Origin of the sequence: Allokutzneria albata (genome assembly GCF_900103775.1) — a bacterium.
Lineage (GTDB): Bacteria > Actinomycetota > Actinomycetes > Mycobacteriales > Pseudonocardiaceae > Allokutzneria > Allokutzneria albata.
Map to the genome: position 1 here is coordinate 3,833,184 of NZ_LT629701.1, position 13,593 is coordinate 3,846,776.

The 13,593-nt window shown below is 70.4% G+C and carries 3 protein-coding genes (1 of these 3 cut by a window edge); 2 read left to right on the top strand and 1 reads right to left on the bottom strand.

The genetic code is table 11. The features are described from left to right. Both BLT28_RS17015 and BLT28_RS17020 read left to right on the top strand, forming a co-directional pair. Window positions 1-10,830, top strand: partial view of a phosphotransferase gene (locus BLT28_RS17015; protein WP_156051079.1) — the final stretch only. Its footprint begins 56,970 nt before the window's first position; the window shows 10,830 of its 67,800 coding nt (coding positions 56,971-67,800); the start codon falls outside the window, past its left edge; its stop codon occupies window positions 10,828-10,830. Beyond that, window positions 10,823-11,854 carry an outer membrane protein assembly factor BamB family protein gene (locus BLT28_RS17020; RefSeq protein WP_081900389.1) on the top strand — a complete coding sequence of 344 codons (1,032 nt, stop codon included), beginning with the start codon at window positions 10,823-10,825 and terminating at the stop codon, window positions 11,852-11,854. Before BLT28_RS17015 ends, BLT28_RS17020 begins: the two co-directional genes overlap by 8 nt. Window positions 11,855-11,874: 20 nt before the next feature. On the opposite strand, the gene BLT28_RS17025 is transcribed toward BLT28_RS17020, so the two are convergent. Continuing rightward, complete coding sequence (locus tag BLT28_RS17025) at window positions 11,875-13,557, bottom strand: right-handed parallel beta-helix repeat-containing protein (protein ID WP_030430351.1); 1,683 nt, start codon at window positions 13,555-13,557, stop codon at window positions 11,875-11,877. Window positions 13,558-13,593 lie beyond the last annotated feature (36 nt).

Genomic DNA, 13,593 nt, shown 5'->3' on the forward strand with positions numbered 1-13,593 from the left:
CTCACCGTGATCACCCCGGCGAGTCCGCCCGCGGCGCTCACCACCGCGGCGGCCTCCGAACGCGAAGTGGACGAGTCCGAGACCGACCTCGCGGCCGACCTGGCCTCCCCCGAGGCCACGGTGTGGCGGGACGAGGAGGTGCTGTCGGAGCTCTCCCCGTACGGCGAGTACCGGGTCGGCCCGGATGACGACCTGATCGGCGTGTTCGTCCCGCAGGGCGAGATGACGCTTGACCCCGCTGACCCGGACAGCGCGACCAAGCGCCTGCTCGCGGAGTGGCGGGCACTGGTCGCCGTCGGCTGGCCGCACATCGGCACAGCCACAGTGGCGTGGGAAGGGCCCGAGGGCCGCGGTGTCGTGCTCCAGCACGTGCCGGGCTTCACGTGGGGCGTGTCATCCGACGTTCAGCGTTCCGTGGACGGCCAGCGCGCCGCGGCGATGCACTACCTGCTGGCCAAGACGGGTGACCACCGAGCGCATGGCGCGTGGGGCACCGACTTCGCGGGCAACCTCGTGCTGCACGGCGACGCGGATATTCTGCCGACGCGCGAACAAGTGGAGTCCGGCACCGTCGCCATCAACTCCGACTTCGTGTCAGAGCACCTCAACAAGCCGTTCGACGCACAGGTCGCGCGGGAACTGCGCGAGATCGCCCCGGACAAGCTCGCCGCCGCCCTCCGTTCGGCGGGGATCGGCGAGTACGAGATCCAGGGCGCGGTCGAGCGTCTGCTGGAGATGCAGCGCGAAGGCCGGATCACCGGCCAGGCGTGGGGCCGGATCATCAGGAGCAGGATCAACCTGTCCCAGGTCTACAACCACGCCTGGGCCAAGTGGGAATCCGAAGGCTCCGCCACAGCAGACCCCGACCTCCCGGTCAACATGGACTCCGTCTGGGACGCCGCCAGTAAAGCCGGGCTCCTCGACAAACTGCTCGCGGTCAACGTCGTGCTCGACCACGAACAGAAGACGCTGGAGTGGTTCAGACGGGAAAACGCCCTCGGCGCAACCCCCATCAAGAAAGAAAACTACGAGATCTGGCTCGCGCCCGCCGCCTTCGCCGACCCCGAGACCCTCATCCGGGTCCTCGCACACGAACTCGCCCACGTCGAGCAACTACGCGCAGGTCTCACCCCTGCCAACATCTCGGTGGACGCACTCGAAGAGCACGCCCACGCCTGGGCGGCCGTCGCTCTGGCGAGGTTGAACGGCGACCACGAGGCGGCCTACGCCAACGCGGGGAACATCGCCTGGCTACCGCCGCGTCCCGGTACCGAGAACATGTCCTTCCTGTTCCACCGGGAGCACGGGCACGGCCATGGGGCTCCGTTCGAACGCAACGTGGGCAGAGGTGTACCCGACGCGGCCGTCGACCACGTCGTGAACGACGTCAGGGAGTTCCTGGGGACTCTTCAAGGCAGCGTTGAGGTGATCCAGCCCGAGAGCTGGGGTTGGCAGCGGCTGACCCACGACACCAGCCGCGCCCAGCGGCCTGGCGACCGCGTCGCCGAAGGGCTCCACCAGATGCTGGGCCACGCCAACTTCGCGATCGTGGCCACCACCTCGAACGGCCTCCAGGCGGCGACGCTGGTGCGAGTCACGCAGAGCGGCTTCGTCGTGCTCGCTTCCGGAGCGCTCGCGAACGGTCTGCCGCAGGCGGACATCGCCGCGCAGCACCTGCTGGCGAAGATGGCGGCGGGCCACCAGCTCCAGGGCTCGCCCGAACCCGGCGCACCGGTGCTCGACCGGCACGGCACCCCGACGACCTCGCCCACCTCACGGCACCTGTTCATCGGCCGCAGGCTCGACGAGCACGCGGCGGCGGGCATCCCGTGGGCACAGGCGCACAACTCGGTGTGGACCGCGTCGGACGTTCGTGAACTCGTCGCCCGGGTGGACGCCGAGCTGAACACGGTCGTCTCGAGGCAGGCGATCGACGAGATCGCCGGCCAGGCCAACAAGGCCCACGACGCGGGCGGCGTCGCCGAGGTCATCATGAAGGGCGACAGCCGCTGGCCCGAACTGGTCCGCGACCTGGAACGCCTGAACAACGGCGACCAGGCCGATCGCGACATCGCCGCTGTTCTCAACGCCAGGAACGACGGCGTCGTGGTCGTCCACGTGATGGGCCAGATCCGCGCCGTCGCCCCGGTCAACCGGGCGCACGTCCAAGCCCCGAACGGGGAGTGGAAGACCTACCTGCGCGTCGGTGGACGGCTGGTCACCTCGACGTCCGCGCTGCCAGGTGCCGCAGGCGCCATCGAACTCGTGCTGGCGCGCTACGTCATCGCCGAGGCGCAGACCCAATCGCAAGGTGAGCAGCACCTGGGCATCGGGAGCTTCGTCGACAACGGCGACGTCCAGACGCACCGGAGCATGGGCCGCCTCGTGGACGGCGCCGCCCAGTACCTGTTCGACCGCCAGCTGAACTCCGCGATGACGGTGCGCGCCGCGCACGAGATCGCCGCGAAGGTGCCGGCACGGAGGGAGACGCTCCAGGAAGAGGCGAAGAGGGCCCCGGCTCAGCGCCCGCGCACCGACGTCCCGGTCAAGGACCTGGAAACGCGGAGACGGGAGCTGACGCGGAAGCTGGAGCGGGAGGTCGAGAGCGTCAAGCCCGTCGGTGACGGTACGCACCTGATCACCTTCACCGACGGCGGCCAGGCGATCTACCGACCGGCTGGTTCGCCCGGCGCCTGGTGGGAGAACAGCACGGCGGCCAAGATCGTCGCCTACGCCGAACTCGCGGAGATGCTCGGCTGGGGCTACCTCGTCGGCACCACCATGCAGTGGTCCCACCGGGAGCTCGGCCCGGGTTCCGTGCAGCTGCTGGACCGCAACGCCACCCAGGCGATCAAGCTCCTGCACGCCTACTCCCCGATCGACCTCGAACGGGCCGCGGTGCTGGACTACCTCGCCGGGATCATGAGCAGGCCCGCCGAGCACCAGCAGGTCAGCGGGACCGGGCGAGCGCTTCTGCGCGGCAGCGAGCTCTCCTGGCCGAGGGACGCCTACCAGGGACTGCCCTTCGCGGAGCTGCGCTCCGACGTCATCCGCGCCTGGATGGAGACCGGCCGCCCGCTCAGCGCCGAGACCGTCGCCGCCGTCACCCGGCTCGACGAGGCGCGAGTGCGACTGCTCGGCATCGACGACACCGCCGCCAACGCGTTCCTCCTCGAGCGCATCGCCGAGATCCGGGAGACCGGCACGATCACCGGACGGGCGTGGGGTGCCACCACAGGTGAAGATGCGGGCGCGCAGCAGCCCGGAGCTACTGACGAGCGGACACGCGCTACTGAGGACCGATCACGGCAAGGCATCCCGATGCGGGTGAAGATCGGCGACCCGCGGCTGGAGGCCACCCGGCGCGACCCGCTCCGCCTCGGCTTCTCCAGGCAGATCGTTCTCAACCTGGACACCCCCACCTCCGGGGGACTCAGCACCGTCGTCCTCAACGCGAACAAGATCGACTTGGACGCGAGGGAACTCCTGAGCGGGCAGCAGTGCCACCGGTTCGCCGCCGCGCTGCACCACATGACCGGATGGGACGTCGTGACCTTTGACGCCCTCGTCGACGGCGTCTGGATTCCGAAGCACAGCGGCGTGATGACACCTGACGGCATGGTGCTCGACATCAACGGCCTGCAGGAGGTGTCAACGCTCAAAGAGAAGGTGAGCCGCGGCCCGGGCAGGACCTACGAAACCGAGCTCCGCACGGTTTCCGCGGAACTGATGCCCGGCGACGTGATGGTCGGCATCGCCCATCTCCGCGGCGACCCGCTCTGGTGGACCGCTGACGTCTCGATAGCGTTGGTCGCGGTGCTCGCGCATTTCAGCGGCGTGGTGCTGCGCGACAACGGCATCCTGGACGTCCGCCCCGTCGGCCACCCGCCGACGGCGCCCTGGCTCTCCCAGGTGAAGACACCGCTGTACCTGCAGAAGGTGCAGGAAGCAGCCGCCCGGGCGGAGGCGGTGGACCCGGTCCCGGGCCCTGCGGATGAGGACACCGACCGGAGCACCGGGCAGGCGTCGGAACGCGGCGGCGAGCCGGTGCGGACCACCCCCACCGAGCGCGTCGCGGAGACGATGGCGCTGGCCGCGGCCACGCCGATGCACCCGTTGCCGCCGGTCGCCGGGAATCGGCTGGACGAGATCGTCGAGAACCCGCTGAACGAGGCCGCCATCCAGGAGTTCTCCGCGAGAGCCCCTCGGCTGCTCGACGGGCTGAGCCCGCAGGACGTGCTGAACGCCCTGCTGCTCGACACCCACCAGCACCGCCCCGCCGTCGCCACGCTGGTCGCGGAGGCACTCGGCAGGACCGATCCGCAGAACCTGGCCTTCGAGCCGATCAAGGAGAGCGTCCAGTTCGTCGTGGACGCGACGACCGGGCAGCGGCTCGCGGTCCTCAAGCTGTACGCCGAGCAGGGGTCACTGGGCACCGGCCGGTTCATCCGGGAGATGCAGTCCTTCGCCACCGTCGGCAGGGCCGGTGACCCGATGACCGTCGTGACCCCGGTCGAGGCGGGACTCGTCGGCGTCGCGGGAGGGGCTCAGGCGGGTTTGATCGTCTCCCCCGTCATCCCGGGTGTGCGACCGCTGGAGCAGCTGGGCAGCGCGGTGCGCGACGCTGCTGACGAGGACGCGCGGCAGAACGCGGTGCACGCCTGGCGCAGCGCCACCCGCCAAGCCGGTGCTGAGGCCGCGCGGCTGCACCGGGCGACGCTCGACGAGCAGCAGAGCCCGGAGCCCTTCCAGCCGCCCGAGGAGCACCTCGCCTCCAGCGTTCTGCGCAAGCTGCGCGGCAACACCCGCTTCGCCGAGTCGATCGGCCTCGACCGGCACTTCGCCGGGCTGGAACGCGTGCTGGTGGCGGGCGAGCGAGTGCTGGGCGGCTTCGACAGCGGCCTGGTGGCGGTGACCCACAACGACTACCACCTCCCCAACATCCTCATCGCTCCCGACGGCGCACAGCACGTCATCGACCTGGAGCTGATGGCGGAGTCCCTTGGCCAGGACGGTCGCCCCACCCGGACCCCGCAGGTCTCGGGCGACCACCTGGTGAACCCGGTCCTGGCCCAGCAGGGCGACCCGCTCGTGGACTTCGACGTCTTCGTCACCGACGTGTTCAAGAAGTTCCCGCAGAACTGGGACGCGGTGCTGGAGGCGGTCACGGGCTACGTCGAGGGCTACAACTCGATCATGCCCGGCGTGGTGACCGAGGATCGCGCCAGGTACCTGCTTTCGCTGCTGCTGGTCGGCAAGCTCACCGCGATCAGCAAGCTGCCCGAGGCCGTCGCGTCCCTGCCGCACCAGGTCGCCGCGGCGACGTCTGCGATGGCCAACCTCCGCCAGCTGCTGGGGGTCACCGAGGACACCGCCACCGGGAGCATGGAGTCCTCCGTGCTCGAGCACCGGGCCCCGGGCACCGTTCCGACGGTCGTCGAGGCACAGACGGGGAGTACGCAGGACACGCCCGCCGCGCGCGTCGAGCGTTCCATCGCGCTCGCGCTGAGCGCGCCGACGCTGCTGTCAACGGTCATGCACAAGGAACCCGCGCAGAACTGGGAGTCGATCGAGCGGTTCACCGAATCCGCGCCACACCTGCTCGCCGGGTTGAGCGTCGCCCAGGTGGTAGCCGGTCTGGAGGTGGACGGCAGCCCGCACAGCGGCGCCGTCGCCGAACTCGTGGCACGGTCACTCGGCCGCTCCGACCCCGACAGCGTCGAGTTCAGACACCTCGTCGACAAGCCCGGTATCCGCCTCGCCGTCGACCGGGCCACCGGCGAACCGCTGGCCGTGGTCAAGGCCTACGTCGGCCGAGGCGACGACGTGGCGTCGGTGGGCCGGTTCATGCGGGACATGCACGGGCTCGGGGCCGTGGACCAGCTGCGGGGCAAGCGCATCCCGCTCATCCGCCCGATCGAAGCAGGCCTGATCGGAAACCCGGACACGGAGATGGCCGGGTTCATCGTCTCTCCCGTCCCGAGGGGCGCGCGCACGCTCGGCGCGCTGGTCCAGGCGATCACAGACGCCGGCGACCCCGCCGAGCGCCGTGCCGCGGTGGACGCCTTCCTCGCCGCCAGCGGCAAGGCGGGCGAGCACGCCGCAGCGCTGCACCTCGCCTCCCGCGTCGAGCAGTGGAGCGGTGAGCCGTTCAGCATCGCCGAGCAGGACCAGGCATCCAGCATTCTGCGAGAGCTGGCCGGTGACAGCGCGTTCGCCGACAGCATCGGGCTCACCGAGCACGTCGATGGGCTAGGACGGGCGATCGCCGCTCGGGAGCAGGCGCTGGGAAGCACGGACAGCCTCGTCGTCTCGTTGACCCACAACGACTACCACCTGAACAACCTGCTCGTCGACGAGGACGGCGAGCTCCACGTCATCGATCCGGAGCTGATGGCGGCGTCCATGCTCTCGGGCGGTCGTCCCACTCGCACCCTGGTGAGCATCGACGAGGACCAAGACCGGCGGCCGGTCATGGCCCACGCGGGTGACCCGCTGTTCGACATCGACAAGTTCGTGTGGAGCGTCTTCACCCAGCTCCACGGTGACTGGCCGACCATGCTGCAGGTGATCGACAGCTTCGTGCGCGGATACGACTCGGTCTTCCCCGGAGTGGTGACCCAGGAGCGCATCGAGCACCACCTGACGCTGCTGGTGCTCGGCCACCTGACGTGGACGGCCGGGGAGGTCGCGGCGGGACGGGCGACGCCGCAGAACCTCGCCGACGCCAACGGGATGCTGACCAACCTCCTCAGCCTGCTGGGTGTTGCCGACACCGGCCCCGGCACGACACCGGACGGCCCGACGCGGGTGCGCGAGACCATGGAATTGGCGCTGACCACTCCGCTGGAGCCGATGGGGTACGAGGGCGAGCCCGCGGCCAACGACGCGGCGATCCGGGCGTTCACCGAGCGCGCGCCGAGGCTGCTGGCGGGTATGACCGTCCCCGAGGTGCAGGCCGCGCTCGCCGATGCCGCGCACCCCGGACGCCCCGCGGTCGACGAGCTGGTCGTCGCGGCGCTGGGTCGCTCCGACAGCGAGAACCTGGAGCTGCGCCGCGTCGACTCCGGTCGTGAATTCCACGTCGTCGACACGACCACCGGGCAGGCCGTCGCCGTCATCAGGCTGTACACCACCCCTGGCGGCCAGCCCACGGCGGTGAACGACTTCCTGCGCGAAATGAAGTCCCTCGCCGAGCTGACCGAGCGCGCGCGGCAGGCCGGGCAGAGCGCCCCCGTCATCACTCCCTTGGACAGCGGGATCATCGGCGCGCCCGGCGATCCCCGGGTGACCGGGCTGACCATCTCCGCCGTCCGCGCCGGGGACCGGACCATGCGGCAGCTCTACGACGCGGTGGTCGACGCTGGGACCGCGCAGGAGAAGGAGACGGCGGGTGCACGGCTCGGCGACGCCGCACAGCGGCTCGGCGAGCGAATCGCCCAGGTGCACGCGCTGACCGAGGACCAGGAGCAGACCCCCGCGCCCCGCTTGCTCGCCGCGGGCGAGGCGGTGGCGGACAGGCTCGAGCTGCTGCGCGAGCGCGGCGAGTTCTTCACCGACGGAGTCGGCCTCACCGGGCACATCACGGCCATCCAGCAGGCGATCCGCGCCAGGGAGGACGCGCTGCACCGCCTCGACAGCGGACGCGTCGCGCTGACCCACAACGCCCTGCGCGCGGACAACGTCCTCGTCGGTCAAGACGGCGACGTGGTGCTCACCTCTCTGGAGCGCATGTCGAACGCCTTGGGGCCGGACGGCCGCCCCGTCAGGACTCCGGTCCCCAGAGCCCCCGCCCACCCCGACGTCATCGACGACGCCCTCGTCCTCGCGGAGTACGGCGACCCGCTGACCGACATCGACACCTTCATCACCGCCACGCACCAGGAGCTCGGCAACGACTGGAGCACGATCAGGCGAGTCGTCGACCGTTTCCTCGCGGGCTACGAGTCGGCGCGGCCGGGGGTGCTCGTCGAGGAGCGCACCACGTACACGATGGTGCAGCTGGCCGTCGCCGACCTCGAGATGATCGCCGACCGGGTCGGCTACGGCACGGCACGGCTGACCGAACTCGGCGAGGCGACCCAGCTGGTGAACACCCTCCGGGACCTGCTGGGGCTGCGCGGCGACGGCGAGGGCAGGGTCCTGCGGTCGACGCAGCTGGCGCTGGCCGCGCAGCTCGAACCGATGACCGAGACGGCAGAGCCCGCGAGCAACCTCGACGCGATCCGGCAGTTCAGCGATACCGCACCACGTGTGCTGCCCGGTCTGAGCGCCAAGCAGGTGGTGCAGGCTCTGGCGAATCCGGCGCACCCGCACCGCCCGGCCGTCGCGCGGTTCGTCGCGGACGCCCTGAACCGCTCCGACGCGGACGGGCTCGACTTCCAGCGCCTCCGCGAGGACGGCGAGGAAGCCGACGACGAGGCCGGCGTCTTCATGGTGTGGGACCTGCCCGTCAGCGAGCGCACGGCACCGGGGGCGGAACCGATCGCGGTCGTGAAGATCAACCAGTTCTGGTTCGACGACCCGCGCGCGCGACTGGGCAGGTACCTCCGGGAAGTGCGAGCGTTCGGCGTCATCGACCGGATCAACCAGGAACTCAGCCGGCCCCTTCCCATGATGACGCCGCTGGACACCGGGCTCATCGGCGCGCAGGGCGAGCCAGGGACCCGGGGCATCAGCGTCTCCAGGTACGTCCCGGGAGCCATGCCGCTGGGCGAGGCGCTGGCCAAAGCGAAGCTGTCCGATCCGACCGACCGCGCCGCGCTGCGGGAGATCTACCGCCAGACGGGCGTGGTCACCGGCTTCCTGCACGGGTTCACCCTGGACGAATCGCAGACGCCGGAGCGCTTCCAGCTCCCGGCGGACAGGCTGGCCTCGGCCCAGCTGCGGCGGCTGGGCGAGCACAGCCACTTCGCGGCCGCGATCGGGCTCACCCAGGACCGGACGGCGATCGAGAACGCACTGCTCGCGGCCGAACTGGACCTGGGAGACCTCGACAGCGGCCTGGTCGTCCAGACGTTCAACGACCTGCACATCGGCAACGCGGTGTACAGCGAGACCGGCCAGGTCTGGCTGATCGACCCGGAGCTGATGACCGAGTCCACCGGCCCGGACGGCAAGCCGGTCAGAGTCCCGATGCCGCTCCAACTGGAGAACCACCACGGCGTTGCCATGGCCGTCATGGCCGACTACGGCGACCCGCTCGCCGACTTCGACTACTTCGTCGCCAGCACCTACCGGCAGATGAAGAGCGACTGGGCCGCCATGATGGAACTCATCGCGGCCTTCACCGATGGCTACTCCTCCGTGCTGCCCGACGTGATCACTCAGCGCCGGACGGCGTACCTGTTGACGAAGCTGATCATCAAGGACCTCAAGGACCTGGGGAACGAATACGCGTACCAGGGCCTCGACGCCAAGCAGATGGCGCAGGCGCACGAAGCGTTGGCCCACCTCCGGAACCTGCTGGGAATGGTCGACCCGATCACCGCGGTGCCGGACGCCCTCCGGATGGACACGGCGCTGGCGATGGCGGCGGCCACGCGACTGGAGCCGAGCACCGAGGACGGCGAACCAGCCGCCAACCACGCCGCGGTGCAGCGGTTCGTTGACAACGCGCCGCGAGTGCTCGGGGACCTGGACGGGCGCACGGTCACCGCGATCCTGGAGGGACGTGACCACCCGGCTCGCGAGCTGGTCGCCGGGTTCGTCGCGCGGGCACTGGGCCGGACCGATCTGGAAAACCTCAGGTTCAAGGACATCCGGGCCATCAACAGCTTCGTGGCGATCGACACCACCACCGGTGAGCCGGTCGCGTTCGTCAAGCTGTTCAACGGCTGGGAGGGCACGTTCGCGGGAACGGTCGGCTACATCAGCGAACTCCAGGGCTACGCGGCCGTCGCCGAGGCGGGCAGGCACGCCGCCCAGCCCGCCACCGTGGTGGCACCGCTGGATTCCGGGCTCTTCGGGGGACGCACGGCCGAGACGGTGAACGCGATCTCGGTCTTCCCGTTCGTGCCCGGTGGAAGGGGCTTCTCGGACTTCGTCCGCTCGATGCGCGCGGAGAACGACCCCCAGGCGAAGCAAGCGGCGCTGGGCGCCGTCGCCCGCACGAGCGCGCAGGTGGGTGAGCGGATCGCCGAAGTCCACCGCATGAAGATCACCGGGCGGACCACGGAGCGCTTCGAACTGCCGCCTGAGAAGAAGGCGACGGGGCTGTTGCGCACTCTGCTCGAATCCGAGCAGCCCTTCCTCGACGCGATCGGCCTCAACGGTCGCCGCGCCGCCATCGAGAGCGCGCTCGCCGCGCGGGAAGCGGCACTGGGCAGCACCGACAGCGGGTTCGTGACGTTGACCCACAACGACCTGCACCTGAAGAACGTCATGGTGGACCTCGCCGAGAACGCGCGGCTCATCGACCTCGGGATGATGGGCAAGTCCCTGCGCGACGGGATCGTCCCGTCCCGCGCGCCGGTGGTGTCCGGCGTGAACGCGGTCGTCCTGACCGAGTACGGCGACCCGCTGTTCGACGCGGACTTCTTCATCGCCAGCCTCTACTGGGAGATGGGTGCGGACCGGGCGAGCATGCACCGGACCGTCCGTGCCTTCGTCGACGGCTACAACAGCGTGTGGCCGGGGATGCTGACGCCGGAACGGGTGACCTACCAGCTCGTGCTGCTGTCTCTGCACGAACTCGCGGCGCTGGCCCGATGGGAACGGAGCGGAACGATCTCGCCGGGCGACTACACCAGGGCCTCTGAGATCGTCAACGACATCTGCGAGATGCTGGGCCTCGTGGACCGAACCGGCATGGAGGGTTTCGATGAGTGAGCACATGTCCGTCGCGTGGACGGTCGCGCTGCCGGAGGCTCCCGGCGGCCAGCTCGCCGCCGTGCCGGGCGGATGCGCCGTGGCCACCGCCGGGCGCCTCACCGTCTTCGACGGTTCCGGACGGCAGCTCTGGTCGGTGGAGACCGGGGCGGGCCCGGTGCGAGCACCCCTCGCCGTCCCGGGTGGACTGCTCGTGCGGCCGGAGAACGACGACCTCGTGGTGCGGGCCGCCGACACCGGCGCGGAGGTGCGGCGCTGGGCCGCCAAGGGCGTCATCGCGGTCAGCCTGGCGCCGGACGGGAACCTGCTCACCGTGGACTCCACGCCCGCGCTGGCCAAGACCTCGCTGAAGGGCTCACAGCTCTGGAGCACCGCGCTCACGGCCCGCAGCTTCTTCCCCCCGGTCGTGACGGGCGAACTCGTCGTCGTCCCCGGCAAGGACGGCGTCCACGCGCTCGACGGCGACGGCGGGCTCCGCTGGGTGGCCAAGGGGCCAGGGCGCGGCGTGCGCGAGCCGATCACCGTTCTGCGCGACGGCAGGTTGCTGGTCGAGTTCCTGGAGGAGATCGGTTCCGGCCTGTACGCGGTCGACCCCGGTGACGGCACGACCGAGCGGGTGTCCTCCCGCTGGACCCCGCACCAGCCGATCACCGCGCTGCCCGCGACCGCCGACCGGTTCGTCGCACAAGGCCCCACCGAGTCGCCGCTGCCGTTCACCCGCAGCCACACGGTGATGTCGGTCGACCTGCCCGGCGAGGTGCGGTGGAAGAGCGAGGTCCCCGCCAAGCCGGATCTGGTGCTGGCAGCTCCCGATGGCCACCTGTTCGTCATCGGCCGCCCGCAGCCGCGGCTGTCCCACCGCCGCGCGGAGAAGGACTCCGACTACGTGCTGTGCCTGGACCCCAAGGGGCAGCGGCGCTGGCTGTGGACACTGCCGGAGGCCATGGCCTACGCACCCGTCCTGGACGCCGACGGCACGCTCTACGTCGGGACGCGCGGCACCCTCCTCGCCGTGCGCCCCTGACGTCGGGCTCCGTGCGGCGCCTAGCTCGCGCCGCTGATGGCGTGCAGCAGGTCCTCCAGGGTGAGTGTGCGCAGGTCGTCGCGGGTCGGGCGGCGGCCGAGGCCGCGCAGGCGGGTGGACTGGGACTTGCGCATCCGCTCCAGCAGCTTGCGCGCCTCGCGGGCGTTGCCGAAGTTGGCGTCGCGGTCGATCTGGCCGAACCACTCCAGCAGCGCGATCTCCACGTCGGAGCCGAGCACGTAGTCGGCGCTCTTGGCGACGAACTGGCTGATCTTGACGAGCTGCTCGGGGCTGTAGTTCTCGAAGGTCAGCGTCTTGGCGAACCGCGACGCCAGACCCGGGTTGGTGTCGAGGAAGTCCACCATCTCCTTGGTGTAGCCGGCGACGATCACCGCGACCTCGTCGCGGTGGTCCTCCATCAGCTTCACCAGGGTGTCGATGGCCTCCTGGCCGAAGTCGGCTCCGCTACCGCTGGAGCGGGCCAGGGTGTAGGCCTCGTCGATGAACAGCACGCCGCCGCGGGCCTCGTCGAAGGCCGAAGCCGCCTTCTCCGCCGTGTGACCGATGTACTGGCCGACCAGGTCCCGGCGCGAGACCTCCTTGAAGTTGCCGTTGGGCAGGATGCCCAACGCCTTCAGCAGGCCGCCGTAGATACGCGCGACGGTGGTCTTACCGGTACCGGGGGCGCCCGCGAAGACCAGGTGGTTGCTGACCGCGTCCACCGACAGGCCCTCGCTGCGCCGCCACTCGTTGACCTGGATCTCGTCGATCAGCGCCCGGACCTCGTCCTTGACGCTCTCCAGGCCGACCATGCCGTCGAGGTCGCCCAGCAGCTTGTCGACCTGCGCCAGGTCCTGCTGGTTGCTGCGGGCGACGGTGGCCCCGACGGCGGCCTTGCCCGCGCGGGATGCCCCCTCGCGGATCTCGGTGCGCGCGCCCTCGGCGATCTGGACCCCGGGGTCGGCGGTGTTCTCCACCTTGCAGTCCTCGATCACACCACCGCAGCCGCGGCCGACGGTGATGCCGACGCCCTGGGTGTCGTGCACCCAGCACTCGACGATCTGCGGCGAGGTCTGGTCGGCGACGGCGATCCCGGCGTCGCCGGTCTGCGAGATGTCGCAGCGCTCCACGCTGGAGGTGCCGGCCTGGTACATGTACACGCCGCGGAAGCCGCAGCCCGCGATGGTCAGGTTGCGCAGCGCCACCTGGGCGCCCAGCCGCAGGATCACCGCGTCGTCGGCGATGTCGCGGATCTCGCAGGTGTCCACCACGCCGTCGGCGTCCTCGACGATGATCCCGTACTGGCCGCCGATGATCTTGGACGTGCGCAGGTCGAGCGAGCCGCCGTCACCGACCATGATCACCGCGGCGAAGCCGGAGGAGGCCTCGACGTCGGTCAGCTTCAGCTTGCCGCCGCTGACCCGGATCGCGGGGTGGTCGACGCACTTGACCGCGAGGCCGTGCAGCTCCAGCGAGCCGCCGGTCAGCGACAGGGTCGGCTGGTCGCCGGAGGGCGGCAGCAGCGTGACGGTGCCGGGGTCGCGTGCCTTGAGCACGATGTTCCTGCGCTCCAGCACCAGTTCCTCGGCGTACTCGCCGGGCGCGATGGAGATCACGGCGTCACCATCGGAGTTGTCGATGGCGTCGCGGATGGTCGGAAGCGCGCCCCGCTGCCCGGGTGCGACGAGAAGTGTGCGAGTCATGGGTCCTTGGCGGTGCTGGTGGGTGAGGGCTGCTGG

Coding starts and splice junctions, on each gene's coding strand:
- BLT28_RS17025 (WP_030430351.1), bottom strand. CDS start 13,557: ATGACTCGCACACTTCTCGTCGCACCCGGGCAGCGGGGCGCGCTTCCG.
- BLT28_RS17020 (WP_081900389.1), top strand. CDS start 10,823: ATGAGTGAGCACATGTCCGTCGCGTGGACGGTCGCGCTGCCGGAGGCT.